Origin of the sequence: Metabacillus flavus, from assembly GCF_018283675.1 — a bacterium.
Taxonomy (GTDB): domain Bacteria; phylum Bacillota; class Bacilli; order Bacillales; family Bacillaceae; genus Metabacillus_B; species Metabacillus_B flavus.
In genome coordinates this window covers 286,009-311,656 of the sequence record NZ_JAGVRK010000001.1, presented here as the reverse complement: position 1 = coordinate 311,656, position 25,648 = coordinate 286,009, and the positions used below count along the sequence as shown (strand labels likewise).

25 protein-coding genes are annotated in these 25,648 nt (G+C 45.4%); 8 read left to right on the top strand and 17 right to left on the bottom strand.

Going from position 1 to position 25,648, the window contains the following annotated elements; genetic code table 11:
• Positions 1 to 4: 4 nt before the first annotated feature.
• The 10 genes from J9317_RS01775 to J9317_RS01730 form a co-directional block, all read right to left on the bottom strand.
• Complete coding sequence (locus J9317_RS01775) at positions 5 to 859, bottom strand: 3-hydroxyacyl-CoA dehydrogenase (RefSeq protein ID WP_211556001.1); 855 nt, start codon at positions 857 to 859, stop codon at positions 5 to 7.
• A gap of 76 nt (positions 860 to 935) precedes the next feature.
• Positions 936 to 2,453, bottom strand: coding sequence for an aldehyde dehydrogenase family protein (locus J9317_RS01770; protein WP_211555999.1), 1,518 nt, complete (start codon positions 2,451 to 2,453; stop codon positions 936 to 938).
• 18 nt (positions 2,454 to 2,471) lie between these two features.
• Positions 2,472 to 3,245, bottom strand: coding sequence for an enoyl-CoA hydratase-related protein (locus tag J9317_RS01765; protein WP_211555997.1), 774 nt, complete (start codon positions 3,243 to 3,245; stop codon positions 2,472 to 2,474).
• A 9-nt stretch (positions 3,246 to 3,254) separates the two neighbouring features.
• On the bottom strand, positions 3,255 to 4,025 hold the full coding sequence (locus J9317_RS01760) for an enoyl-CoA hydratase-related protein (RefSeq protein ID WP_211555995.1): 771 nt from the start codon (positions 4,023 to 4,025) through the stop codon (positions 3,255 to 3,257).
• Positions 4,018 to 4,323 (bottom strand): EthD family reductase, encoded by a 306-nt coding sequence (locus tag J9317_RS01755; protein WP_035408355.1) that lies wholly within the window; start codon positions 4,321 to 4,323, stop codon positions 4,018 to 4,020. Before J9317_RS01755 ends, J9317_RS01760 begins: the two co-directional genes overlap by 8 nt.
• A gap of 19 nt (positions 4,324 to 4,342) precedes the next feature.
• Positions 4,343 to 4,834, bottom strand: coding sequence for a 1,2-phenylacetyl-CoA epoxidase subunit PaaD (paaD, locus tag J9317_RS01750; RefSeq protein ID WP_211555993.1), 492 nt, complete (start codon positions 4,832 to 4,834; stop codon positions 4,343 to 4,345).
• Positions 4,835 to 4,859: 25 nt separating this feature from the next.
• Positions 4,860 to 5,684 carry a 1,2-phenylacetyl-CoA epoxidase subunit PaaC gene (gene paaC / locus J9317_RS01745; protein WP_211555991.1) on the bottom strand — a complete coding sequence of 275 codons (825 nt, stop codon included), beginning with the start codon at positions 5,682 to 5,684 and terminating at the stop codon, positions 4,860 to 4,862.
• Entirely contained in the window at positions 5,681 to 6,034 is a 354-nt protein-coding gene (paaB, locus tag J9317_RS01740; RefSeq protein WP_035408362.1) for a 1,2-phenylacetyl-CoA epoxidase subunit PaaB, read from the bottom strand. The genes paaC and paaB overlap by 4 nt, the downstream gene beginning before the upstream one ends.
• A 15-nt stretch (positions 6,035 to 6,049) precedes the next feature.
• Entirely contained in the window at positions 6,050 to 6,964 is a 915-nt protein-coding gene (gene paaA / locus J9317_RS01735) for a 1,2-phenylacetyl-CoA epoxidase subunit PaaA (RefSeq protein WP_249292296.1), read from the bottom strand.
• Positions 6,965 to 7,105: 141 nt separating this feature from the next.
• The gene (locus J9317_RS01730) at positions 7,106 to 8,431 is read right to left on the bottom strand and encodes a phenylacetate--CoA ligase family protein (RefSeq protein WP_211555987.1); all 1,326 of its coding nucleotides are present in this window, start codon (positions 8,429 to 8,431) and stop codon (positions 7,106 to 7,108) included.
• A 726-nt stretch (positions 8,432 to 9,157) separates the two neighbouring features.
• Here J9317_RS01730 and J9317_RS01725 point away from each other — a divergent pair.
• The 5 genes from J9317_RS01725 (at position 9,158) to J9317_RS01705 (ending at position 15,761) form a co-directional block, all read left to right on the top strand.
• Complete coding sequence (locus J9317_RS01725; RefSeq protein ID WP_211555985.1) at positions 9,158 to 10,621, top strand: glycoside hydrolase family 68 protein; 1,464 nt, start codon at positions 9,158 to 9,160, stop codon at positions 10,619 to 10,621.
• 198 nt (positions 10,622 to 10,819) lie between these two features.
• Complete coding sequence (locus tag J9317_RS01720; RefSeq protein ID WP_211562034.1) at positions 10,820 to 12,277, top strand: glycoside hydrolase family 32 protein; 1,458 nt, start codon at positions 10,820 to 10,822, stop codon at positions 12,275 to 12,277.
• Positions 12,278 to 12,411: 134 nt separating this feature from the next.
• Positions 12,412 to 13,362: an LCP family protein gene (locus J9317_RS01715; protein ID WP_211562033.1), complete on the top strand. Its 951-nt coding sequence runs from the start codon at positions 12,412 to 12,414 to the stop codon at positions 13,360 to 13,362.
• A 237-nt stretch (positions 13,363 to 13,599) separates the two neighbouring features.
• Positions 13,600 to 15,096: a M1 family metallopeptidase gene (locus J9317_RS01710; RefSeq protein WP_211555983.1), complete on the top strand. Its 1,497-nt coding sequence runs from the start codon at positions 13,600 to 13,602 to the stop codon at positions 15,094 to 15,096.
• Positions 15,097 to 15,251: 155 nt separating this feature from the next.
• Complete coding sequence (locus tag J9317_RS01705; protein ID WP_211555981.1) at positions 15,252 to 15,761, top strand: hypothetical protein; 510 nt, start codon at positions 15,252 to 15,254, stop codon at positions 15,759 to 15,761.
• A 36-nt stretch (positions 15,762 to 15,797) separates the two neighbouring features.
• Here J9317_RS01705 and J9317_RS01700 read toward each other — a convergent pair whose 3' ends face one another.
• The 3 genes from J9317_RS01700 to J9317_RS01690 all read right to left on the bottom strand — a co-directional run bounded on the left by J9317_RS01700 (position 15,798) and on the right by J9317_RS01690 (position 17,710).
• Positions 15,798 to 15,935 carry a barstar family protein gene (locus J9317_RS01700; RefSeq protein WP_211555979.1) on the bottom strand — a complete coding sequence of 46 codons (138 nt, stop codon included), beginning with the start codon at positions 15,933 to 15,935 and terminating at the stop codon, positions 15,798 to 15,800.
• 120 nt (positions 15,936 to 16,055) lie between these two features.
• Positions 16,056 to 16,832, bottom strand: a complete 777-nt coding sequence (locus J9317_RS01695) for a glycosyltransferase (protein ID WP_431190695.1) — start codon at positions 16,830 to 16,832, stop codon at positions 16,056 to 16,058.
• Positions 16,833 to 17,038: 206 nt separating this feature from the next.
• The gene (locus tag J9317_RS01690; RefSeq protein ID WP_211555975.1) at positions 17,039 to 17,710 is read right to left on the bottom strand and encodes a polysaccharide deacetylase family protein; all 672 of its coding nucleotides are present in this window, start codon (positions 17,708 to 17,710) and stop codon (positions 17,039 to 17,041) included.
• Between the two features lie 492 nt (positions 17,711 to 18,202).
• Between J9317_RS01690 and J9317_RS01685 the strand changes: the two genes are divergently transcribed.
• Positions 18,203 to 18,811 (top strand): class I SAM-dependent methyltransferase, encoded by a 609-nt coding sequence (locus tag J9317_RS01685; RefSeq protein WP_211555973.1) that lies wholly within the window; start codon positions 18,203 to 18,205, stop codon positions 18,809 to 18,811.
• A gap of 168 nt (positions 18,812 to 18,979) precedes the next feature.
• Here the strand turns inward: J9317_RS01685 and J9317_RS01680 are convergent, their stop codons facing one another.
• A complete protein-coding gene (locus tag J9317_RS01680; protein ID WP_211555971.1) occupies positions 18,980 to 20,020 on the bottom strand; it encodes an NAD(P)-dependent alcohol dehydrogenase in 1,041 nt (346 codons plus the stop codon).
• 312 nt (positions 20,021 to 20,332) lie between these two features.
• Here J9317_RS01680 and J9317_RS01675 point away from each other — a divergent pair, with 312 nt between their 5' ends.
• Positions 20,333 to 20,749 carry a MerR family transcriptional regulator gene (locus J9317_RS01675; protein WP_211555969.1) on the top strand — a complete coding sequence of 139 codons (417 nt, stop codon included), beginning with the start codon at positions 20,333 to 20,335 and terminating at the stop codon, positions 20,747 to 20,749.
• A gap of 670 nt (positions 20,750 to 21,419) precedes the next feature.
• On the opposite strand, the gene J9317_RS01670 is transcribed toward J9317_RS01675, so the two are convergent.
• Positions 21,420 to 21,935: a pyridoxamine 5'-phosphate oxidase family protein gene (locus J9317_RS01670; protein ID WP_211555967.1), complete on the bottom strand. Its 516-nt coding sequence runs from the start codon at positions 21,933 to 21,935 to the stop codon at positions 21,420 to 21,422.
• Positions 21,936 to 22,140: 205 nt separating this feature from the next.
• Between J9317_RS01670 and J9317_RS01665 the strand changes: the two genes are divergently transcribed.
• Positions 22,141 to 23,391, top strand: a complete 1,251-nt coding sequence (locus J9317_RS01665; RefSeq protein ID WP_211562031.1) for a DUF3880 domain-containing protein — start codon at positions 22,141 to 22,143, stop codon at positions 23,389 to 23,391.
• Between the two features lie 205 nt (positions 23,392 to 23,596).
• Here J9317_RS01665 and groL read toward each other — a convergent pair whose 3' ends face one another.
• Positions 23,597 to 25,237, bottom strand: a complete 1,641-nt coding sequence (gene groL / locus J9317_RS01660) for a chaperonin GroEL (RefSeq protein WP_211555965.1) — start codon at positions 25,235 to 25,237, stop codon at positions 23,597 to 23,599.
• 56 nt (positions 25,238 to 25,293) lie between these two features.
• Positions 25,294 to 25,578 carry a co-chaperone GroES gene (gene groES / locus J9317_RS01655; RefSeq protein ID WP_035408406.1) on the bottom strand — a complete coding sequence of 95 codons (285 nt, stop codon included), beginning with the start codon at positions 25,576 to 25,578 and terminating at the stop codon, positions 25,294 to 25,296.
• Positions 25,579 to 25,648 lie beyond the last annotated feature (70 nt).

The following is a 25,648-nucleotide window of genomic DNA, read 5'->3' as shown; positions in this document are numbered from 1 at the left end:
CCTTTTACTTTTCCGTATAGTCATAAACGCCTTTCCCTGATTTACGTCCCAGTCTTCCTGCTTTCACGTATTGAACGAGGAGCGGTGCCGGCCTGTATTTTTCCCCAAGCGTTTCGTGCAGGTAATTCAGGTTGTTCAGCCTTGTATCCAGTCCGACGAGGTCCCCGAGCTCAAACGGCCCCATCGGATAGTTCAATCCGAGACGGATTGCTTTATCGATTTCTTCTGCTGTACCGACGCCTTCCTGAAGCATGTAAAACGCTTCGTTTCCGACGAGGGCACTGATCCTGCTTGTGACGAACCCCGGGAATTCATTGATCAGGACGGTTTCCTTCTTCATTCTTTTGGCAGCAGCCTGAATCGCTTCAGCCGTCTCATCGCTCGTTTCAAGGCCTCTGATGATCTCGATGAGGGGCATTTTATGTACAGGATTGAAAAAGTGCATCGCAATGACGTTTTCCGGCCGCTTTGTGAAGGATCCGATTTCGGTCGGGCTCATCGTCGAGGTATTCGTGGCAAAAAGGCAATGGGCCGGTGCATTCGCGTCAAGTATCTCAAAAACCGCCTGCTTGATTTCTTTTTTCTCAGGAACAGCTTCTATTATCAGGTCGGCTTGCTTTGCCGCCTCTTCAAGGCTTGTGGAATAGACCAGTCGACCCTTTGCTTCAGCAGCCTGAACCTCCGTCATGATTTCCCGGCTAAGCGCCTTATAAAAGATGCCATCGATTTCTTGTTTGGCACTCTCCAGTGCTTCTTCCTTCACATCTGCCAGCACAACCTGAAAGCCGCCTGCAGCGGCTACATAGGCGATGCCTCTTCCCATAACCCCGGAGCCGGCAACCATTATTTGTTCGATCATGATCGGTTTCCCCCTTTTATAGAAAAAAGGCGAGCGGCCCCCAAGATGGGAAAACGCTCGCTATTGAACTTGCCTTTTATACGTTAAAGAAATTCAGCGGACGAGTGCCGAAGTATGAAAGGACACTCTTCGTTTCGGTATACAAATCAAGGGTTTCGACGCATAGCTCGCGTCCGAATCCGGACTGCTTGTAGCCGCCGAACGGTGTGCCCGGGAAAGCGGAAATCGGACTGTTCACCATGACGATGCCGGCTTTGATTTCGTTTGCCACGCGTGTAGCGCGCGCCTGGTTTGTTGTCCAAATCGCTGAACCAAGGCCATAAATCGTATCATTGGCAAGGGCCAGCGCTTCTTTTTCTCCATTAAATTTCAGCACCACGACGACCGGGCCGAAGATTTCCTCCTGAACGGATTTCATGTCATGATTCACGTTCGTGATGATAGTAGGCTCATACCAGTATCCATCCTCAAAGCCTTCCATCGTCGCTGCTTTTCCGCCTGTCACAATTGTCGCTCCGTCCGCAATTGCCGATTGAACGTAGCCATCGATTGTTTCAAGCTGATCCTTGCTGATGATTGCGCCAATATGCGTTTCTTCATTAAAAGGGTTGCCAAGCTTCAGCTTTTTCGCCTTTTCCGTGAATTTCTCCATGAACTCGTCATAGATGCTTTCTTCTACATAAAGACGGGATCTGGCTTCACAGGACTGGCCGGTGTTGTAGAAAATTCCGTAAAGGGAGCCTGCGACCGCCGCCTCGATGTCCGCGTCTTCGAAGACGATGTTCGGGGATTTTCCTCCAAGCTCCAGCGTTACTCGTTTCAGCGTCTGGCTTGCTTTTGCCATAATATCTTTTCCGATTGGAGTAGACCCGGTAAAGGCCACTTTATCCACTTCCGGATGCTCAACCAGGTAATTTCCAATTGTCGATCCTGCGCCCGGAGTGACGTTGACCACTCCCGGAGGTAGTCCCGCTTCATGGCAAATTTCTGTTAGCACGATGGCCGTAAGCGGAGTCAGGCTTGCCGGTTTCAATACAACACAGCAGCCTACGGCGATTGCCGGAGCCACTTTCCATGCAGCCATCATCAGCGGATAGTTCCATGGAATAATTTGCGCGCAGACGCCGACCGGCTCCTTTTGCGTATAGTTGAAAAATTGGCCCGGAACGTTGTTTACATCCCCGCGGTGGCCGACGATCGCCCCTGCGTAAAATTCGAAATCCTCAATTGCCTGCATAACCTGGCCTTGAGCAGCTGACAGGGCTTTTCCTGTATCCAGAATTTCAAGCTCGACCAGTTCGTTGAATCGCGATCTCATAATCGAAGCAATTTTGTTCAGTACACGGGAGCGTTTGCCGATAGGGGTGCGCTTCCATTTGCCGGCATCGAATGCGGCTCTTGCTGCTTTGACGGCACGGTCTGCGTCTTCAATGGAGGCTTTCGCCACAACTGCTACCGCATCACCGGTTGCGGGGTTGTATGTAGTAAAGGTTTCGCCGGAGGTGCTGTCCACCCGTTCTCCGTTAATCAATAGCTGATACGTTTCGCGAATCGTTGGAGATGTTTCGAACTTCTTGTCTTTAACTGTACTCATTTCAATCACTCCTGATTTTTATTTTCCTGAGAACTGCGGTTTTCTTTTTTCTAAAAAGGCTGCGGTCCCTTCGCTGTGGTCGGCTGAAAGACCGGCGATCCGCTGATACTGCGCTTCTATTTCAAGCATGTCATCAAGGCATGAGGTGAAGCTGTCCCTGATGGCCCGTTTAATCAGGCCGATCGCGGCAGTCGGCATGGCCGCCAGTCTTTCAGCAAATGCGGTCACTTCCTGCTGCAGCAGCTCGGGTTCTGTTACGCGGTATACGAGACCAAGATCCTTCGCCTGCTGAGCAGTCACTTTTTCACCAAGAATCGCAAGCTCCAGCGCTTTGGCGGTTCCTACGATTCTCGGAAGGTAATAGTGATTCCCGGAATCAGGGACAAGTCCGACGTGGATAAACGATTGAATAAAACTCGCTTTCTCTGAAGCAATTCGAAAATCACAGGCTAGCGCCAAACTGAACCCGGCACCCGCTGCCACCCCATTGACAGCTGCAATGACCGGCTTTTCAAAAGCAGCCAGCGCCCGGACCATCGGATTGTAGCGGTTTCTTAAAATATCTCCATGATTCGTTTCTTCCCCAATGCTCCCTAAATCCTCCCCGGAACAGAATGCCCTTCCTTCACCGGTCATGACGAGACAGCGGATCGTTTCATCCGCTGCCGCAGTTTTCAGCGCCTGGATGATTTCCTTGTTCATTTGCCCGGTAAAGGCGTTAAGTTTTTCGGGACGGTTCAACGTAAGCCGGGCCACGCCGTTTTTCGGTTCAAATTTAATCGTTTCGTACATACAGACCCCCTACTTCCCCTTAAATGAAGGACGCCGCTTTTCCTGAAATGCGCTCATGCCTTCTTTCTGGTCTTCCGATGAAAACAGCAGGCTGAAGTTCTTCCGTTCAAATTGCATCCCTTCATAAACGGAGTAATCCAGCGCCTTGTATACGGCCTCTTTGCTTAAACGAATGGAAAGCGGCGCTTTTTCTGCCAGGCGTGCTGCAAATTTCATCGTTTCTTCTATTAAAAGCTCCGGTGCGACTAGGCGGTTGACGATTCCAAAGCGCTCGGCTTCCTGTGCGGTCATCGTTTCCCCCGTCCAAATGTACTCGAGTGCCTTCGTTTTCCCCATGAGTTTTGTCAGCCGCTGTGTTCCGCCGGCTCCCGGCATGACGCCGAGATTCACTTCCGGAAAACCGAATTTTGCGGTGTCCGCAGCAAACAGCAGGTCACAGGCAAGGGCAAGTTCAAACCCTCCGCCTAAAGCGAAGCCATGAACCGCCCCGATGATTGGCTTCTTGATGACAGTAATCCGGTCCCAATCCACAAACTGGTTGAGCAGCTCGATGCCCACCGGGTTCTCATTCGCCATTTCATCGATATCGGCTCCTGCTGCGAACGCTCTGCCGCTTCCGGTCAGAACGGTCACCCGGACATCGGCGCGCCGGTCATATTCTTCCAGCGTTTCCGCAATTTCGCGGATCATCTGCCGGTTCAGTGCATTCAGAACCTTTGGCCGATTCAGCGTTATCAGACCGATGTTACTGTGTACCGCCGTTTCAAGCAGGTTATCCATTATGCTCTTCACCGAAGAAGAAGGTGACAAGGTTCCCGGCAAATTTCATTACGTCTTTTCCTGAAGCTTTGGATTCATCTGTTTTAGACGCTTCCTTGAATGCCTGCTTGCTTTCATAAAACATCTCGCACATTAAGTAGTACTCGCTCTCACCCATTGGAGAACCGGTGATTTTCGTGATTTTTACGTCCTGAAGGCCGGGGATTTTCTGTGTCAGCGGAATGTGAGTGTTGAAGTAGTACTCATCAAAGCTTTGTGTATCCTCTGGTTTTTTAAATAGGGCGACCATTTTGAACATGTTCATCTTCTCCTTTTTTCTACATTAATGTAGAGATTGGTTTCATCGCTTCAAACGGGTTCTTGCACGACTTGCAGTACAAAATGCTTCGGCAGGCTGTCGGACCGAATATATTTTCCAAGGCTGTATAACCTGAACCGCAATAAGGGCAATCCACCTTCCACATGCCGGTTTCTTCAAAAAACACCGGGGGCGGGGCAATCCCGAATTCCTTCAGCCGTTCACGGCCTTCATCGGTGATCCGGTCAGAGGTCCACGGCGGACTGTAAATGAAATCAACCTGGACAGACTGGACGTCTTCCAGCGCAATAATAGCGCTTACAATATTCTTCTTGATAATTTCCAGGGCCGGGCATCCCATGAAAGTCGGCAATGCCTTTACCGCCGCTTTACCAGATTCATAGTGAATGGTCTCGATCATTCCTAAATCCATGACACTGACAGAGGGTATTTCAGGGTCCTTCACGGTTTCGAGTACGCTTTTAATTTTTTTAATGATGTCTTGATCCATTGGGGTCAACGCCTCCAACCTCTGATTACCAAACGGCCGAAGGGTCACTTCGGTAAACCTCCGATAATACCTCGAGTGCCGACTTTAAATCCTCCGTATGTTCTCCATTCCGGCCGTTGCCGGATTTCATGCCGCATGGTGCCGGCTCCGGAAGCTGAACCTGTTCAAAAATCAGCTTAATTTTGGAGTAAAACCGCTTCTTCAGCAGCTCTTCTCCTTCGATCAGTCCATGCTTCGCCAGCTCCCCGCCAATAGCACCAAATGTCAGCACTCCCTCAAAATCCTGCCACACCTTCTCAATGGCTCTTACCATCCTCGTTTTTGCTTCCCCTCCTGAAAGGGTCAGCTGCCTGAACCACGTTTCCCAGTGCATTAAGTGATAATATTGCTCCATGTTGATTTTCACCGCTGTCTCGGCAAGAGGTTCATAGGAGGAGTTTTTTAAGGATTCTAGTTTAATTTTTTTATAGAGATCGTAAAAATAGTTCCGTACAACTGTGAATGCCCAGTCATACCTCGGTTCCTCCAAATAGGTGCCCGGACCGTTGACCACTTCCAAAATAATCGCGTTCCTCCGTTCATGGAGATGCCGCGAGTGGGCCAGAGCGTCAGCCGGGCCAAACCCGAGCTGTTCCAGCAGCTGATAGTAAATGGCTGCATGGCCCATCGTGTCCTGATTAATAGAAGAAAACGCAATATCCTCTTCAATATGCGGGGCAAGGCCGAGCCATTCCGAGCCTCTGTAAGCTGTGATGAAATCATCATCGGCGAGCTGGAGAAGGAGCTCTGACAAAGCCTTCATATAGTCATCGTTTTGTTTTGCCTCAAGCGCATCGTGAACGTTTGTCATTTGCTCTCCTCACCCCAGGACAAAATCTCTTTTTCATCGAGCATTCCCTGCTCATATTCCCGCCATTTTTTCTTTAAATAGCCGTAGCCTTTTGTTGTCCGGTAATCCTTATTATCCAGACGGGCGAGCGATTCGCGCTCATCCTCTGTCATTTTCCGGATGTCCGACCGCTTGACGACCCAAATGTCCGCAACCGGCTCCCGGCGCATAAAATTTTCCTGAGCCATCACGGCCGCCAGCTCGTGGTTTGGCGCAAGCAGGCTGAATTGGTATTGCATAGCAGCCGATGGCGTGCGCTTGCTGAACACCTCAAACACTTCAAAAAACTCTGTCCTTTGCTTTTCCGTCATGTGGTCAACCCCTTGCTACATAGCATTCTGGCTTTTCATGTTCAGGGCATCGAGCACCCATTTATTATTTTCATAGGCGAGCTTGCGGAGACGAAGGCGGTCCTTCGATTTAGGCCCGTTGTTTTTAATGATGTTTTTGAATTCATTCCAGTCCGGCTGCTTATAGATCCACAGCTTCTGTTCTTCATCGAAGTGCATCGTTTCATCCGGAAGCGTCAAACCGATGGAAAGAACCCTTGGGATATACTTTGTGAAAAAATCCTGCCGGAGCTGTTCATTTGTTTTCGTTCTGATTTTGTACTTGATGGTCGTGTCCTGTTTCGATGAACCGGTTGTGGCTGCACTTGCCGGTCCGAAAAACATAAGCAGCGCCTCCCACCATCGGTTCAGGGAGTCCTGGATCATCGCCTTCTGTTCCGGCGTTCCTTCTGTTAATGCGAGAATAATGGATTCCCCGTGCTGCGCATGGAAAACCTCTTCCGCACAGATTCGCTGCAGCGCCTTAGCATAGGGTCCATAAGAGGCTCCGAGCATATTCGTCTGCGAAATAATCGCCGCGCCGTCCACAAGCCAGCCTATTAAGCCGGCGTCGGCCCATGTCGGGGCTTCCATGTGGAAGACATTATGAAACTTTAAATCTCCGCTAAACAGATCCTCCATAATGTCTTCTCTTGTTTTTCCAAGCGGAGCCATCAAGTCTTCTGTCACGCGCAGCAGCATTTGGCCATGCCCCATCTCATCCTGAACCTTCGCCATTATACCGAGCTTTCTTCTTAAGGACGGGGCTTTTGGGACCCATTCCTTTTCTGGAAGCGCTCCCATTATTTCGCTGATGCCATGCATGGAAATCAGTTTAATCAAGGTCAGTCTGTAATCATCCGGCATCCAGTCATCTGCTTCAATCTTTTCGCCGGCTTCAATTCTCTCCATAAACCGATTGTACTTCTCCTGGTCGGTCCGCTGATTAAACGAGGAAGTAACGCTCACCGCAATACCCCTTTCAAATTATATGACGATTTTATAACGTTATTATATATTATCATTATATTATATTCAATAATTTTCCTGAAGCTACGCAAAAGCCTGAGGAAAACGCGCATCTATTATTCTTACAGCCTTTCCTTCCGACCTTGGGATCGACTTCGGTGCAAGAATGCGCACATCGATGGATACAAGACAGGACGTCCGCATCAGCTGCTGAATGTGCCTGCACAGCTCACCGATTTTCTCATGGGTGAGATCCATCTTCACCTCTGCGTAAAGGCCTTCGTTTATTTCCACATGAAGGGTCACTTCGTCAAGCGGCCCATGCTTGTGAAGGTGCAGCTGATAGTGAGGGCTGATTTCAGGTACCGTGATCAGGTAGTGCTCAATTTCTGAAGGAAATACATTGACGCCTCTGATAATCAGCATGTCATCAATACGGCCCTTGATTCTGGACATGCGCGCCGTTGTCCTCCCGCATTTGCACGGCTCTCTCGTAATGGAAGCAATGTCTCCGGTCCGATAGCGGATAATCGGAATCGCTTCTTTCTTCAAACTCGTGAAGACGAGTTCGCCAGGCTGTCCCTCGGGCACCGGCTCCAAGGTATCCGGATCAATGACCTCTGCCAGAAAGTGATCCTCTGCTATATGAAGTCCGTCCTGTGCTTCGTGGCATTCCATCGCCACCCCCGGCCCCATCACTTCACTCAGCCCATAAATATCGCATGCTTTTATGCCTAGCCGATCCTCAAGCGTTCTTCGCATCTCCTCCGACCAGGGCTCTGCTCCGAATATGCCGTATTGAAGAGAGGATGAACGCGGATCCTTCCCCAGTTCCCTCATCCGTTCCGCGATATTCAGCGCATAGGAAGGGGTGCAGCAGATCACCTCCGGCTGCAAATCCTCGATAAGCGTAATTTGGCGGTCCGTATTCCCAACGGACACCGGAACAACGGCCATTCCAAGCTTTTCACCGCCAGCATGCAGTCCAAGTCCGCCGGTGAAAAGACCGTATCCATAGGCATTGTGCAAAATCCCATCCGGCGTTCCGCCTCCTATCGCGATCGCTCTTGCCGCTAAATCCGCCCAGCTTTCTATATCCTGTTTCGTGTACCCCACAATCGTCGGTTTCCCTGACGTACCCGAAGAGGCATGGATACGGATGAGATCTTTTCGATCTGCCGCAAATAATCCGAACGGGTAATACTCGCGCAAATGCTTTTTCTGAGTAAACGGCAGCTTTTGAATATCTTTTAGCTGCTGGATCACGTCCGGGGTAATACCTGCTTTTCTCAACCATTCCTTGTAAAATAGGCTTTTCTCATAAACAGTGCGAACCGTTTTTTTCAAATCCTCCAGCTGCCGATCCTCCAAAGCATGCCTTGCAAGCGTCTCTTCCCTATGCAAAATCAACCATATGCCCCCTTAAGTAACATTTCATTTTTACATGACGTTTATTTATCGACGCATTTAAAATCGTCACATTTTTACTTTCAGCATACATCGCTCGAAAAAGAGCGTCAATTACTTTCTGAAAATTCCTTCTTTAAAAACTTAAAGCGATTCAGGTGCTTGTTCACTGCTTTTCTTGTTGATAAGGAAAATACTAAAATCCATCTTTCGAACCAAACTCCTTAACATAGCAGGCACAAATGTAATATGCATGTAAAACAGTTCACATCCACTTTTACTGATTAACACCCGTTTTCTGAATAGTCTAATCATCCCCCTTCTTTTCTCCCGACCATCGGAAACACACCATTCATGGGACTTGGAAACGCGAACACAAAGGAACCGGTTCCACATTCAATGAATCCTTCTATTAAAAGTAAACGAATACATAGTCTTTCATTTTACTGCTCACCTTCCTTTACCAAATCTATATCTTTAGTCATGTGCAGATGTAAACAAAGTCCATTATTCTATTTGAACGGTTACTTTTGGCCAGTTTGACGAGAAACTGCACAGCCTTTATTCTGTAGTTGCATGCGGAACCGGTTCTGCAAAATGCTGCGCTCAAGTGGTTCAGTCACTTGTTTTACAGATGCAGCCATCATTTATGTATTTCTTACAGTCTCTTGTCCCTTGAGTTTTACGGAAGGAAAAGTTAACTAAAACATTTAAGAAATGAGGACGATTATGAACATTCATACGATTCTTAAACGCACGACAGCATTAACTCTTACTTCTGCTTTAGTATTAGGCGGGGGCGCTCAGGCTTTCGCTCAAGAATACAAGGATTCAAATAAAGCATACGGCCAAGGCGAACTGACCCGTGAGGATATGGGACAGATTCCAGGACAAATTGCAAAGGATAAAGATCGCTATACAGTCCCTCAATTCGACGAAAAGAAAATCAAAAACATTGAATCTGCAGTCGGCTACGATAAAGAAGGAAACAAAATCAAGCTGGATGTCTGGGACACATGGCCTCTTGCGAACGCTGACGGAACCGTTGCAGATTATAAGGGGTACGACATCGTTTTCGGTCTTGCTGGTGACCCTAAAGACGCAAATGATACATCGATTTATATGTTCTATAAGAAAAAAGGCGATGAATCCATTGACGCTTGGAAAAATGCCGGAAAAGTATTTGAGAACGATAAAGTGAACCCGAATGATCCTCATCTGAAAAACAAAGATCAAGACTGGTCCGGTTCTGCGATTATGACAGAAGACGGCGAAATGCGTCTCTTCTATACAAACCGCTCAGATCGTGAAGCAGGTAAACAAACGATTACAACAGCGCAAGTGAATATGTCACAGCCTGCATCCGGAGAATTGAAGGTGAACGGAGTTTCTGACCACAAGTCCATCTTTGACGGAGACGGAGAACTCTATCAGACAATTAGGCAGTTTACGGACGGCGGCGGAATGGAATCCGGCGATAACCATACGCTAAGAGATCCTCACTATATTGAAGAAAACGGCAAAAAATTTCTTGTATTTGAAGCAAATACAGGTACTAAATCAGGCTACCAAGGGGAAGAATCTCTATTTAACCGTGCCTACTACGGCGGAGATAAGTCCTTCTATGAAGCGGAAAAAGAAAAGCTAATGAACAGTGATAAGAAGAAAACAGCTGAGCTTGCTAACGGAGCAATGGGAATCATCGAACTAAACGATGACTACACTTTGAAAAGTGTGAAAAAGCCATTGCTTACTTCCAACACAGTAACAGATGAAATCGAACGTCCAAACATCTTCAAGCATGAAGGAAAATGGTACCTCTTCACTGATACACGCGGTGCTAAAATGACAATCGATGGTGTAGATAATGAAGATATCTATATGCTTGGCTATGTAGCAGATTCACTAACAGGCAAATTCAAGCCGCTGAACGGTACAGGCATTGTGCTTCACCATGACCTGGACCCGAATGACAAAACGTTCAACTATGCACACTATGCAATTCCGCAAAAATCCGGTGATGACTTTGTTGTAACAAGCTACATTACAAACAGAGGATTCTTCGAGGATCAGAAATCTTCATTCGCACCGAGCTTCTTGCTGAACATCGACGGCGATCAGACTTCTGTTGTGAAAGACAGCATTCTTGAACAGGGACAGCTTGAAGTCCCTGCTGAAAAAAAGTCTAAATAAGACAACTTAAGAAGAACGGAAAATGGTGAGTTTATTCTCACCATTTTCTTTTATCTATTCCAGAAAGGAGCAATTGAAGTGAACAAGTATCTATTTAATAGAAGAACGATAACATGGTTCGCCATTGCTGCCTTGACCATTGCTCTTCTGCTCATTTTTGCCCCGAAAGGAACTGAGGTAAAAAAAGCACAAAATGAAATGAAAGAACCGCCTCAGGAAGCTCCATCCTATCGCCCAACCTACCATTTCAGCACGCCTGAAAAGTGGAAAAACGATCCTCAAAAACCCATCTTTATCGACGGGAAATATCACTATTATTATTTATACAACGGGAATTACCCTGACGGAGGCGGCACCGAGTGGCGGCATGCCTCATCAGAGGATCTCGTGACCTGGAAGGATGAGGGCACAGCGATTCCGAAGTTCTCAAATAAAAACGGGGATATATGGTCCGGTTCTGTCGTTGAAGATAAAAACAATACGGCGGGCTTTGGAAAAGGAGCCATTGTGGCTGTCGTTACCCAGCCTTCTGCCGATGGCGGCAAACAGGAACAATATTTATGGTACAGCGCCGACCGGGGGAAAACCTTTCAATCCTTCAGCGAAAAGCCGGTCATGTCGAATCCGGGAACCGAGGTCTTCCGGGATCCCAAAATCATTTGGGATGAAGAGAATCAAAAATGGATGATGACGATGGCTGAAGGGGATAAAATCGGTTTTTATGAATCTAAAAATCTTAAGGACTGGTCTTTTACCGGAGAATTTAAAACCCAAAACATCGGCCTCCTCGAATGCCCGGATTTATTCAGGATGCGCGCAGATGACGGAACGGTCAAGTGGGTTTTGGGCACCAGTGCAAACGGGAAAGCAGCCGGAAAACCGAATACGTATGCGTACTGGACAGGCAGCTATGACGGCAGGACTTTTACCGCCGATTCCAATGAGCCACAGTGGCTCGATTATGGATTTGACTGGTACGGAGGTGTAACGTTTGAGGATGGAAAAAGCGAAGATCCACTGAATAAGCGATACGGATTGGCCTGGATGAATAATTGGGAATACCCGCATAATACCCCGACAGTAAAAGAGAATTTTAACGGCGTTGATTCCATCGTCCGTGAAATTCAAATGAAAAAACAGGGTGATCAGAGCTACAGTCTGACTTCTATGCCGGTTGAGGCATTAGATCATCTGACAGAATCAAAGCAAACGGCAGAAAGAACAGAGGTTGATGGGGCTAAAACACTTGATATTAAAGGAGAAGCCTATCAGTTCGACGCCGATATCAGCTGGTCCGATGCTCAAAACCTCGGATTGAGACTGAGAGAGTCCGATGATAAGGCCCGGCACATTGACGTCGGTTTCCTTCCGGCTGAAGGCCTTTCCTACGTGAACAGAGGTTTAACCGATCAGCCTGACGGGAGCAAGAAATTTATAGAAAGCAAAGCACCCTTTGATGCCGGAAAGAAAAAGGTTCATGTGAAGGTCCTCGTTGACAAGACGACGGTTGAGGTCTTTGTCGATGACGGCAAGACGGTTCATTCAAGCCAGGTGTTCCCTAAACAAAAGGATCAGGGAATCACCCTTTTCTCTGAAGGCGGACCTTCCGTTTTTGGAAATATGGAGGTTAAACATTTCCGTTCGGCAAACCGATAAATAATATAGCTGACTAGGAGGCTGGTGTCTAAATGACCCGGCCTCTTTTGCAAGTTTGATAACGTAAAGTTTTTCCGCGTTTTGACAATTTTTGATATAATATGCACAAGACCGATTGAGGAAAGGAAACCGTGATGATTGAGACAAGCCGCCTGAACCGAGGCAAGCAAATGAAAGGCAAGAAAAAAAAGCGCAAGATCCTATTCCTGATCTTCCTCCTTCTTCTAGTCAGTGCTGTCCTCTATTTTTATTTTGAATATAAATCTGCTCTTAACGTATCTATGAAAGCGACCGGTGTCTCCCAAAAGCAAGTAGAGTTTAACGGGGTTCAAACAAAAGGCAAAATGAATGTACTGCTGCTCGGGATAGACTCCCGCGGCGAAGAAAAATCCCGCACCGATACCATTATGATCGGGCAATATGATCACGATGCGAAAACGGCGAAGCTCGTATCCATTATGAGAGATTCATATGTTGATATACCGGACCATGGAAAAATGAAAATCAACTCTGCTTATTCAATTGGCGGGCCTGAACTACTCAGGAAAACCATCAAGGAAAACTTCGATGTGGATGTTCAATACTACGCTTTAGTCGATTTTAATGGTTTCTCTCAAATCATCGACACCGCCTTCCCGGAAGGACTTGAAGTCAATGTTGAAAAACGGATGTCCAAGGATATCGGCATGATCTTAGAACCTGGTTTGCAGCGTCTGGACGGAAAGCAGACATTAGCCTATGTCCGCTTCAGAAAAGATGCCCAAAGCGACTTTGGCCGAATCCAGCGCCAGCAGGAAATCCTCGGAAAAGTGACTCAGGAGCTTCTTACGATTAATGGTGTAGTGAAAGCACCGCAATTGCTCGGTACCATCCAGCCCTTCATTAATACGAATATAGATTCTGGAGAAGTCCTATCCCTTGCTACGTCCTATCTGAGCAATCGGGATGAAGGGATCCAAACACTCAGAATTCCTGTTGACGGCGCCTATGAACCAAAGACTTTCCAGCGTGCAGGAGCGGTTTTGGAACTGGATTTGGAAGAAAATAAATCAGCTTTACAAGAGTTTTTAAGAGAAAATCAATAATCAGAAGGAACTGCGGCTGCAGTTCTTTTTTTCTCTGCAGGCAGTTATTTTTAATGAGTATTCTCCTGTACCGTTTTTCCGCCATTTCATGACAATGGGCTGATTTCGACGGCACCCGGCAAGCCTTTACAGGATTCTTTACCTAATAAAACGGATTTACAAAATCATACAAATGCTTCAAGGTCATCTATTTCGAATGCCGAATTAAATAACTATCCGAGAAAAGGAGGAATTCCATTGATTAAAAAGACCGCATTTAAAAAATGGATGGCAGGAATGGCAATTGCTGTTTTAACATCAGGGCTTGCACTGCCGGCAGAAGCGAAGCAGGAAACCTATTCTCCAAGTTTTGCTGCTTACAAAGGAGCTTCTTTATCAGATGCTCCATTACTTGCATCTAAAAGCCGGGTGAAAAAAGGGAAAACCACCGGGGATGATGTAAGAGGACCCGCAGATCCCTCCTACAAAATGGATGTAAAGTATGACGCGAGTACTCATAAACTGACCGGAAAAATGAGTGTCACCTTTAAAAACAATGTGAAAGACAACCTCAGCGAGCTCTATTTCAACCTGTGGGGCAGAGCCGATGTATTCAAAGACAAAGGCGGCAGCATGGACGTCTCAGACATCCGGGTAAATGGCAAAAAGGCATCATCCGAGGTAAAAGACACAGCATTGCACATTTCAAATTTGTCTCTTGCTAAAAACAAAGCTGCAACCGTTACGATGAACTTTAACGTAAGCTTCCCGAAACAGCAGGACCGATTCGGCTGGTATGGAGATACCGTCTCCATGGGGAACTGGTTCCCTATTCTTTCGGTTTACGACGAGGAAGGCTGGAATGTGGATCCCTACTTTAATGCAGGGGAATCGTTCTATTCCTTATCGGGAAATTATGATGTGAAGGTAACAACCGACCGCAAGCAGGTCATCGCAGCAACCGGAACTGAACAAGGCAAACCGGCCGTGAACGGCGAGCTTGCCACCCACCACTACAAAGCCGAGGATGTACGTGACTTTGCGATGGAAATGAACCCTACGTACAAAATCCTGTCCTCTAAGGTAAACGGCGTAAAAGTGAATGTTTATTACGATGACAAATATGCCAAGTATGCCGCTTCCCTAATGGAATCCGGAAAAGACAGCATCAAGCTGTTCAGTGAAAAATTCGGCAAATACCCATGGCCGGAGCTCGACGTTGTTTCTATGGAAGGCTGGTTTGGGGGAATGGAATATCCTCAGCTTGTCATGATCAGCTTAAGCGAAAACCGGACCCAGGAATGGGTAAAGTCTGTGAACGCCCATGAAATCGGCCACCAATGGTTCTATGGAATTATTGGAGACAACGAGTTTGATGAGCCTTGGCTTGATGAATCGTTTGCAAGCTATGCTGCTGCACTTTACGATAACAGCCTTGATGAATTAAACGTCCCGCCGCTTCCGGACTCCTATTATCATGTGACAAGCAAGGTTTCTGACTTCACTGCAAGAGGCAATGCTGGAATCAGCGCCTATTACTACACCATCTATGACTACGGCGCCACAACCATCAATGACCTGCGTCTGGAAGTGGGAGACGATGCCTTCTATAAAGCGATGAAGGATTATTTCAACGAAATGAAGTTCGGCATCTCAACGACAAAAGACTTTATCGCCGCCATGGAAAGATCCACTGGGATGGATTTGACTCCATTTTTCAGAGAGCACCGCGTATTTCCTTCTGACCAGTACTAATCCGAAGCAGGCAAAAGGACTTCTCAGTCGATTGAGAAGTCTCTTTTTTTTCACAAAATCTTTTCGGTCCTCAGTATGAAGGGATTTAGTTCCTTTTGTAGAAATAAATAGAATAAGAGGAAAGCTTGACACAAATAAAAAGGTGGGTGACTGGCATGTTCAAGAATCGTTTTTTCAAGAATATTCTATTCAAAGGGATGCCGCACAAGGAGCAAAACGTTTGTGAATTAAAGCTTGTAAAGGTAATCAAACGGCTGAAAATTGAAGATTACAATTTCAACTGGGACCGCAACAGCTGCTTTATTGAATTTTATTATAAGCAGGAAGCTTACAGACTGGAGCATTCTATTGAAAAAGCCAATGAAAAAGGTATTTTGCTGCGAAACGGAATGGACTGTTTAAATGACCTGACCGACTCCCTTGAAGATCTCTGTGCCATTATAGATAGAGGAACGTACCGATTTGAAACATGGATTTCCGGCATGAAGCAATCCCCTCCTATACAAGAACCACCTGAATTTCAAGAGGAATTTCATATAAGATACCGCTCATCCGGGAAGCCGCACTATCCGGAACTACAAAGGAATGAGACTCCCTTCCACCCTGAATCTCCCCTGAGGGATTTTGATGAGAACGAAAATGTTCAGCTGCCTTTGCGTAAATAACAAAAGACTTCCCGAACGTATGGGAAGTCTTTTTCTTTATTTTTCTATGATAACCTTTAGCCCTCTGACTTGCTCCGATGCATCCGTCAGTACCTCTGCCAGCTTGTCAGCCTGCTCCCCAAGGATCTTCAGACTTTCATCAAAATGGACCCATTTGATGATTATCGGAGGCACTGTATAATCCAGTAAACAATCATTTTTTATAATTTCCTATACGACAAAAAAGCGTTAATCCTTGGGAGATTAACGCTCTAGAGGTGATCTAACTTTCGAAAGAGATAGGGACTTAACCAGTTAATGTTTCAGTTCTAATCGCTCGTTTTCATATTCATAATACAACTCATCCGCATGCTTTCGATCGGTTTCTTTCAGGTAAGCACAAATTAATTCGGGCCTCTTTATGAACATCCAGTCTCCGTATTTATCGAATTTTCTGGATGAAGTGGTCATAGCAAAGGGGATGGTTCCAAAAAACTTTTTGTTTTTCAATCCCCAAACGAACAGCCGTTTAGCAAAATCACAATCTTCTAGCATCAATATGTCTTCATTGAATCCGTTGATTGCTTCAAAGTCCTTTCTATAGCACCAGAAAATCCCTACAGATATCCATCCATACTTTAAAATAATCGGAATGGTGAGGAAAGTTAACGATGCCGCCATCCCGAGCGACATACGGTCAAAAACCCCCGTAACTCCGCCTCCAATACATAAGCCTGTCGATAAAACGTGATCAATTACAGCCAGCAGTGTTTTATTCATGCATGTATCAGCATCGATGGTAATCAATATATCACCTTTGGCAATTTTAGCCCCTGCATTTCTGATTTTGGACAAATTTTTATCCTCATTTTTTAATGTGATGCAATTGTAGGATTTTGCAATTTCTTCTGTCCGGTCCGTGCAGCGGTTTAATACAACGATTGTTTCAACTTGGTTTTTATAAGGTGCTGCCGCAGCCATAATGGAATCCAGACACTTTCCGATATATTTTTCTTCATTATGGGCAGGTATGATAATAGAAAACTTTATTTTTTTCCCCTCCATCTTCTCAAGCCTTTCTTTTTGGGATATAAAGTGAAACTTCCATCAGCGGAGGGTTTTCCTTAGCCTCCACTGACGGTTAGTTGAGGCCAGCAGAATACGGATCACAGACGTTGCTACAGGATGTGACGCGCTTAGTCTGTGTTCCTTACAGTCGGACTTTTATGGGCGGTTACCCTTCTCGTTCTCTAAATTCTAAGGGTGGGGGTTTTACTGCCTGTCAATGCGGGAGTAAGTTAAAAATGAATGGGAAAAAAATCTGATAATAATCTCAGAAGGTACCATATATTCCACTTTTCTATCTTGAAAGCTTGCTGATAGAACTCTGGAACTGTAATAAAACTATATTGATTATTTATCAGATATTCGATGATAGACGGCAATGCTTCAACCGTATTATGCCGAGGACCGCTCCCATGCTGGTCCCCATCGTGCAGAAGAATAATACTGTGCCTCTTCAGCCTTGCAATGATGTGCTGACATAATGCTTCAGCGTTCATATTCTGTACCCAATCCTTACCGGCTACATTCCATAAAACGGTTGTCATTCCCATTTCTTTAATGATGCTGGAAGCACGGTCATCGATGTTTCCAAAGGGAGGACGAAATAAATCCGGAGTTATGTGAATGATCTGTTCAATTTGCTCAGATGCAGTATGAATTTCCCGTTGAAGCTCATGTTTGGAAAGAAGGGTTATATTCGGGTGGCTCCATGTGTGATTGCCAATCACATGCCCTTCAGCGGAGATCCTCTCAATAATATCCGGGAATTTTTTTGCTTCTTCCCCAACTATGAAGAATGTTGCTCTTATTTGATAAGTTTTTAATATATCCAGGATTTTAGCCGTATAAGAGGATGGTCCATCATCGAAAGTTAAGCAAACATAGCGGAGGGGCTGCTCATTCATACTTTTCATCCTATTCCTGAGGAGATAATTTTCCTTTCTTTTTTTGCTTAGGTTTGCTGAAACTTCCTCTTTGTATATTTGTATGAGAATTCCACATAAATGCTTGTACAAATGCCTGGATTCCGAATAAATCAATAGATTAGATGGTCAACTTGGTTAACAAAAAAAGACAGCCTATGAACCTTTGCAATTAAAGGCGTAAAGGTTGTCTTGCGAATATTCTGCGCTATCATAAAACCAACTCCTTTTGTCTGCTGCAAAGAAAATAAAGAACACCACCGATGCACCAATAAGGTTCCCAGAAAAAGTCCTTTCCTCCTTCAATCAGGAATCTAATTAAAGATTCGCTCAAAACCCATGAAAGGAAAAGAGAACAAGGAAAAATTTCACACACTCAATTAGTTAGGATGCACACCCGCCACTTTTCAAAGGAAAAGATGGGGATGAGCTAGAAATAGAAAGGAAAGGTTTTTCTGGAAAGGAGGACGATGTGTGGACATTCAAAGGCAGCGAAAACTATTTGACCGGCAGGCAAGCAAATACGAGATGCGCGTCAGGAAGCGGGGACGCGATCATCAGTGGCGGAAGCGTCTGCTGTTGTCAGCAAAAGGAAACATTTTGGAAGTCTCCGTGGGTGCAGGAACAAACTTCTCTTATTATCCCCAGGGTGCATCGATTACTGCGGTTGATTTCAGTCCAGCTATGCTTGAAAAAGCCAGAGAAGCAGCGTTAGAAGAGAACATACAGGTGGAATTCATTTTAGGGAACGTGGAAGCTCTGGAACTTCCAGAGCATTCGTTCGACACTGTCGTTTCCACACTGTCCATGTGTGCTTATCCGAATCCAGATCACGTACTTCGTCTTCTTTCCAAATGGTGCCGGAATGATGGTCAAATTCTGCTTCTGGAGCACGGGTTGAGTACAAATCGCTTTTTGTCGAGGCTTCAAAAGGCATTCGATCCAGTCTATAAAAAGAGGATCGGATGCCATTTGAACAGGGATATCATGGGACTGATAGAAGATGCACCTGTAATCGTTCAGCGGGAGGAACATGCTGTTTTCGGAGCGGTTCATCTAATCTGGGCTAAGCCGCAGAGTTAGAAGGGAAGGGAATTTTTCAAGCCTGAACCCATTTAAAACCGCAATTCACCCTCCGCTTAGCCCGCTTGAAGTGGGGGTCTTCTCGCTGGTGATGTTAAAAAGGGTGTCCAAAAGAGAAACTTTTTGGACACCCTTAAAATGATCAATACAGCTTTTCTTTTATGCAGTTCACATCGTGCTAATGTCGATCACAAATCGATACTTCACATCTGAAGCTAATACACGTTTGTATGCTTCATCAATTTGATCAGCCGAGATGACTTCAATTTCAGGAGTAATATGATGCTCTGCACAGAAATTAAGCATCTCTTGCGTCTCACGAATACCACCGATCAAGGAACCGGCAAATGAACGGCGATGAGCAATCAGAGAAAACACGTTGATTGACAGCGGTTCTGCAGGAGCACCGACGTTTACTAAACTGCCGTCAAGAGTTAGAAGTGAAAGATAAGCATCCAGGTTAAGCTTGGCACTAACCGTGTTAATAATCAGGTCAAACGTACCGGCAAGCTTTTCAAATGTCTCCGGATCACTTGTGGCATGGTAATCATCGGCACCGAACCGCAAACCATCTTCTTTTTTCTTCAATGATTGAGACAGTACCGTCACTTCTGCACCCATAGCATGTGCAATCTTAACAGCCATATGGCCAAGACCGCCGAGACCAACAACCGCTACTTTTTTGCCTGGACCCGCTTTCCAATGATGAAGCGGAGAAAATGTCGTAATTCCTGCACAAAGAAGCGGTGCTGCTGCATCAAGCTCAATATTATCAGGAATGCTTAAGACAAAGTCCTCAACCACAACAATATGGGTAGAATAGCCTCCCTGAGTCGGCTCACCGTATCTGTCAACACCAGCGTAGGTCGGAATATTTCCTTTTAGGCAGTATTGTTCCTCTCCCTTGCGGCAGTTCTCACATTCACCGCAGGAGTCAACCATACATCCGACCCCTACCCGGTCACCGACCTTGTATTTTGTAACTTCGGGTCCTACATCCGTGACAATTCCTGCAATCTCATGTCCAGGCACGAGCGGATAGTTCACCTCTCCCCACTCCCCGTGAGCTGTATGGATGTCAGAGTGGCAGATTCCCGCAAATTTAATTTCGATTAATACATCTTTAGAATCTAAATCGCGCCTTGTAATTTCAGCTTCTTTAAAGGGTTTGTCCGGACCGTCAACAGCTCTTGCTTTAGCAGTAATCATAGAAAAAACCTCCAGTAATTGATAGATTCATTTTTCAAGAGAATGGCAGGGTTCAGAAAATGAACTCATGGCATATTGCCCTTCCTTCTTTTCTATCCCTGTTTTTTCCCCTTACAAAACTATGTTAAGCCTTATAGTTAACTCTAGGTCAAGTGATAAGCTTCCGTTCCGCTTAAGAATCCATGTCTATCCACCCCGTTTCCCACTTTCCCTATACGGGCTTTTGACATTCATTCATTATTCGTGATAATATCCCTTCAAAACATAGAGTTAACTCAAGGTCTAGATTTCAAATAGAAATGGAGATAACGAATGAAAACCTATTCGATTAGCGAAGCGGCAAAAGAATTGAATCTAACCGTATATACCTTGCGATACTACGACAAGGAAGGACTGATCCCTTTTGTAGAACGGACAGCAAGCGGAATACGATTGTTTAAAGAATCCGATATCGGCGCTTTAAAAGTAATTGAATGTCTGAAGTCCACCGGGATGCCTATAAAAGAGATTAAAAGTTTCATTGATTGGTGTTCTGACGGAGATTCCACACTGCAGCAACGGTATGACATGTTTATAGAACGAAAAGCGACTGTAGAAGCACAGATGGAAGAATTGAAGAAAACAATGGAGGTCATTGAGCATAAATGCTTTTATTATAAGACTGCACTGGAGGCTGGGACAGAGGAGATACATAAGAACGGGAAAATAGAGATTCCTGTTCCCCATTAAATTAACTTAGATTTGTTTAGGCTGATTTCCGCTGCAGGGCTCCCTTTCCGCGGGGCGGGCGGTGAGCCTCCTCCTCGCTTCGCGACTGCGGGGTCCCACCTGTCCCGCTGCTCTAAGCTCAAGTCTCGCGCCTTCCACTCCAATCAACATGTGTTAAAAATCAACATCAGGCTTTAAAAGAGCCTTTTCAAGAAATATATACCAGGCAGCTCATTTTAAGGGAGGTCTAACTCTGAAAATAAAGCACGCTCTCCTGATCGGACTGTTCATTTGTCTTCTCTTTATTGCCTTCTTACCATTTAAGGACTGGGTATGGTTTTCTTCCCTGTTTCTAATTTTTGTTTTTTTTGCAGGCTTTACTTCTGATCACATTGAATCTCTGTTAACAGTACACCTGATCAACCTTGTGCTTGGTCTCTTATTGATTTTTATTATTAATAAACTAACTTCTATGGCGATTCCGTATTTTCCCGTTCTTATAGTATCTTTTGTTTTAATAACCGGCAGATTAATTGAAGATTTTAGAAAAAGTGAAGTGAGTAATCGTGCTTATCAATCTGCCTCATTAGCTAGTGCTGCCCTAGCGGAAAAAAAAGCTTCTCAACCGTTTACATACGATTGGGAAGCCTCTTTCAAATATTGCCCTATTAATAAACAAAGCCTGCTGCATCTATTTCGTATTTCCGCCAAAAGTAACCGTATCCTTCAAATCATTGCCGTCTTCCATCGAATTTTTACTCGCCATCTTTTTCACAAATTCCTTAACCGTTTTAAAGCTGAAGCCGGATTCCCAGTATTCGGCAATTTCAGGTGTCACCTTAATCAGCACTACATCCTCGTCTTCAGCAGACGTGTTCAGTACTTTTTCAACCACAAAATTCAGGTATTCCTTCTTCTTCTCTTCATCCTGGACACATTCAGCCGTTCCGCTGATCGAAACGTATGAACTTCCTGCGTAGGCTAGGTTAACAGCGGGATTATTTTGAATCTCCTTGTATTTTTCTGTATCTTTTTTGGTAATGAACCAAATCTCTTCCTGTTCCATCCTGACTTCCTGCGTTTGCATCGGCCGCGACATCAGCCTGCCCTCCGGGGAAATGGTCGTCAGCATCGCTACCTTCTCATCCTTGATCAGCTCTTTAATCTTTTTAAGGGTTTTCTCGTTTTCTGATGTTTCATTAGACACAGTGTTTTCCTCCTTCTAATCCTCATCAGGTGCTTACCTTTTTCATTCCCTAATTGGTGCTGCGTGACACTTTTAACAGCGAACCGCTTTTCTCGGCAATTTCCAAACAGAGTCATTACATAAATTCACAATACCTTTAAGCCGTGCCAGTCCTTCCTGCATTTACATATGAATAGTAGGTACCGTTAGAATGGAGGGACAAGACATAAACATTCTCTTTCTTGAAAGTCACCCGATGTGGATTTATGGCCTGCCAAATGGATTCAAAGACGCAGGTCATACGGCTATTATTTCCGGGCCTATTAGTATTGAAACGATTTCACCGATGCTAGAAGAGGTGAAACCTGATCTTATTGTATCGATGGGCTGGACGGAGGAGCACTGGGAGGCAAAGCAACTATGGATTCGAAGTGCTGTGAAGAAGGCTAATATTCCGCTTGTATATTGGGCAACGGAGGATCCTCTTTATACGAAGAATTTCACACTGCCGCTAATCAGCAGAATGAAGCCTGCTCTTGTTTTTACTGTCACTCCTTCTTTAATAGAAACGTATGAGGAGATAGGGATAAAGGCTGCTCACCTGGACTTTGGCTATCATGACAGCATCCATCATCAGATTCCGCCTCTATCAAACTACCGCAGTGATATTGCAGTGGTGGCGAATGCCTATCCAAATTTCATTAAAAATCAGCCGAATGGATACCGTGCTTCTTCCTTGCAAACGCTGATTGCGCCTTTACTGCGAAGTGGGCTTCGTATTGACTTCTGGGGGAAAGACTGGGAGCATATGGGGAAATATTTAGGAAATACGATTCCTGATGATTGGATTCATGGATATGTAGATTATCGGGATGCCCATAAAATCTACAGTTCGGCAAAAATAGTCATCGGTCTGCAAAACTGCGAAGATCAGCTTACACAGCGCACCTATGAAATTCTTGGATCAGGGGGACTTCTGCTAACCAATGATACACCTGCAGTAAGGGAAAAGTTTATACCTGATCAGGACCTAATTGTTTCAGCCTCCCCAATGGAAACCGTTCAAAAGGTTGAAACCTATTTAACAAACCCGATAAAAAGGGAACTGGTTCGAGCAAGCGGGCGGAACTCCGTCAAACTAAATTCGTACCAGCAGCGGGCGGAGGAAATGCTGCTGCATGTAACAAGCAGAGGAATTCTGAAGGACACACCCAAATCACCAGAAGGTGGAAGATGGATTAACTATGAAACCTCTAGTATTCATCGGGTAATGCCGGGTGAGAACTTAGCGGGAATTTCAAATAAGTATAACATTCCCTTGAAGCATCTTATGGAAATTAACGGCTTACCTTCGGACAAGACTTATGCCGGGCAAATCCTTAAAATCAAAGAGAAAAATCCAGCTATTATTCCCCGTGCGCTGAATTCCTGGCTGAAAATTGTGAATGAATTTTATAGAAAGCTAATACAGATGTAAATGTTTAGGATTTCTCTTTTGCTGGCTTTTGTATTCCCTCGCATTGTTTTTCATCCGGTTGTTGGGATGGTGGTTATTTTGGTTTCAATAACTGTACTTAGTGTGAACCAGTCGGGATGAGGAAGGCTGTTTCCAATTAATACTGTTAAAATAAAAAACGCGAAACCCAAGAGGTTTCGCGTTTTTTTAAAGCAGATGATGTTTATTACATCATGCCGCCCATTCCACCCATACCGCCCATGCCGCTCATATCAGGCATACCGGCGCCGCCGCCTTCTTCTGGCTTGTCGGCTACTACTGCTTCAGTAGTAAGGAACATTGCTGCGACAGATGCAGCGTTTTGAAGAGCTGAACGAGTTACTTTAGTAGGGTCGACGATTCCAGCCTCTACCATGTTTACCCATTGTCCAGTTGCAGCGTTGAAACCAACGCCGATTGCTTCGTTTTTAAGGCGCTCAACAATAACAGATCCTTCAAGGCCTGCGTTGTGTGCGATTTGACGAACTGGCTCTTCCAGAGCACGAAGAACGATGTTGATACCTGTTGCAGCATCGCCTTCCGCTTCAAGAGAAGCTACTTTGTTGTATACGTTCACTAGCGCTGTACCACCGCCGGATACGATTCCTTCTTCTACTGCTGCGCGAGTAGAGTTCAGGGCGTCCTCGATGCGGAGTTTGCGCTCTTTTAGTTCTGTTTCAGTAGCGGCACCAACTTTGATAACGGCTACGCCGCCAGCAAGTTTTGCAAGACGCTCTTGAAGTTTTTCTTTGTCGAACTCAGAAGTTGTTTCTTCTAATTGAGCACGGATTTGGTTTACGCGGCCTGCGATTTTGTCTGTTTCGCCTGCTCCTTCAACCACAGTTGTGTTTTCTTTCGTAACAACAACTTTAGATGCGCGTCCAAGCTGAGTGATGTTCGCAGATTTAAGGTCAAGACCTAGATCTTCTGTGATCACTTCTCCGCCAGTCAGGATGGCAAGGTCTTCAAGCATTGCTTTACGGCGGTCACCGAAGCCTGGAGCTTTAACCGCTACTGCATTGAATGTTCCGCGAAGCTTGTTCACAACTAGCGTCGCAAGAGCTTCCCCTTCAACATCCTCTGCAACAAGCAATAGAGACTTGCCTTGCTGAACCACTTGCTCAAGAACAGGAAGGATTTCCTGGATGTTTGTGATCTTTTTATCTGTGATCAGGATGTAAGGATTCTCAAGAACCGCTTCCATCTTGTCTGAATCAGTTACCATGTAAGGAGAAGCGTAGCCGCGGTCGAATTGCATACCTTCAACGACTTCAAGCTCTGTTGTGAAGCCTTTGGATTCTTCGATTGTGATAACGCCGTCGTTTCCAACGCGCTCCATTGCTTCAGCAATCAATTGTCCAACTTCTTCGTCAGCAGAAGAGATCGATGCTACTTGAGCGATGGATTCTTTGCCTTCGATTGGTTTGGAGATCGCTTGCAGCTCTTCGATTGCGGATTTAACTGCTTTTTCGATTCCTTTGCGGACGCCCATAGGGTTAGCGCCGGCTGTAACGTTTTTAAGACCTTCGCGGATCATTGCCTGTGCAAGAACCGTTGCAGTTGTCGTACCGTCACCCGCTACGTCGTTTGTTTTGCTTGCTACTTCAGCAACAAGCTTTGCTCCCATGTTTTCGAAAGCATCTTCAAGCTCGATTTCTTTCGCGATTGTCACACCATCATTTGTGATAAGCGGAGAACCGAATTTCTTTTCAAGAACGACGTTGCGTCCTTTTGGTCCCAATGTTACTTTTACGGCATTCGCAAGCGCGTCCACACCGCGAAGCATGGAACGGCGAGCTTCTTCGCTGAATTTAATTTCTTTAGCCATGAAAAATACCTCCTTGGAATTGTTTATCGTTTTATTTTGTTATCCGGTTGTATCGATTAGCCGATAACCGCTAAAATGTCGCTCTCACGAAGGATCAGGTATTCTGTACCTTCATATTTAACTTCAGTTCCAGCATATTTTGAGAAGATGATGCGATCGCCGGCAGCTACTTCAAGAGCAACCTTCTCGCCATTATCCAAAATGCGTCCTGTACCAGCAGCTACAACTTTTCCTTCTTGCGGTTTTTCCTTCGCAGAATCAGGCAATACGATGCCGCTTGCTGTTTTTTCCTCAGATTCAACCAATTCAATAATTACACGATCACCTAGTGGCTTTAACAAGTGAAACACCCTCCTCAATTTCATATGTAGTTTATTTTTATTAGCACTCGTTTATCTTGAGTGCTAACAC

Coding starts and splice junctions, on each gene's coding strand:
- groL (WP_211555965.1), bottom strand. CDS start 25,237: ATGGCTAAAGAAATTAAATTCAGCGAAGAAGCTCGCCGTTCCATGCTT.
- paaD (WP_211555993.1), bottom strand. CDS start 4,834: ATGGATCAAGACATCATTAAAAAAATTAAAAGCGTACTCGAAACCGTG.
- J9317_RS01770 (WP_211555999.1), bottom strand. CDS start 2,453: ATGAGTACAGTTAAAGACAAGAAGTTCGAAACATCTCCAACGATTCGC.
- J9317_RS01775 (WP_211556001.1), bottom strand. CDS start 859: ATGATCGAACAAATAATGGTTGCCGGCTCCGGGGTTATGGGAAGAGGC.
- J9317_RS01760 (WP_211555995.1), bottom strand. CDS start 4,025: ATGGATAACCTGCTTGAAACGGCGGTACACAGTAACATCGGTCTGATA.
- J9317_RS01720 (WP_211562034.1), top strand. CDS start 10,820: ATGAAAGAACCGCCTCAGGAAGCTCCATCCTATCGCCCAACCTACCAT.
- J9317_RS01690 (WP_211555975.1), bottom strand. CDS start 17,710: ATGAATGAGCAGCCCCTCCGCTATGTTTGCTTAACTTTCGATGATGGA.
- J9317_RS01725 (WP_211555985.1), top strand. CDS start 9,158: ATGAACATTCATACGATTCTTAAACGCACGACAGCATTAACTCTTACT.
- J9317_RS01715 (WP_211562033.1), top strand. CDS start 12,412: ATGATTGAGACAAGCCGCCTGAACCGAGGCAAGCAAATGAAAGGCAAG.
- J9317_RS01755 (WP_035408355.1), bottom strand. CDS start 4,323: ATGTTCAAAATGGTCGCCCTATTTAAAAAACCAGAGGATACACAAAGC.
- paaB (WP_035408362.1), bottom strand. CDS start 6,034: ATGACGGAAAAGCAAAGGACAGAGTTTTTTGAAGTGTTTGAGGTGTTC.
- J9317_RS01705 (WP_211555981.1), top strand. CDS start 15,252: ATGTTCAAGAATCGTTTTTTCAAGAATATTCTATTCAAAGGGATGCCG.
- paaA (WP_249292296.1), bottom strand. CDS start 6,964: ATGGAGAGAATTGAAGCCGGCGAAAAGATTGAAGCAGATGACTGGATG.
- J9317_RS01675 (WP_211555969.1), top strand. CDS start 20,333: ATGAAAACCTATTCGATTAGCGAAGCGGCAAAAGAATTGAATCTAACC.
- J9317_RS01765 (WP_211555997.1), bottom strand. CDS start 3,245: ATGTACGAAACGATTAAATTTGAACCGAAAAACGGCGTGGCCCGGCTT.
- J9317_RS01680 (WP_211555971.1), bottom strand. CDS start 20,020: ATGATTACTGCTAAAGCAAGAGCTGTTGACGGTCCGGACAAACCCTTT.
- paaC (WP_211555991.1), bottom strand. CDS start 5,684: ATGACAAACGTTCACGATGCGCTTGAGGCAAAACAAAACGATGACTAT.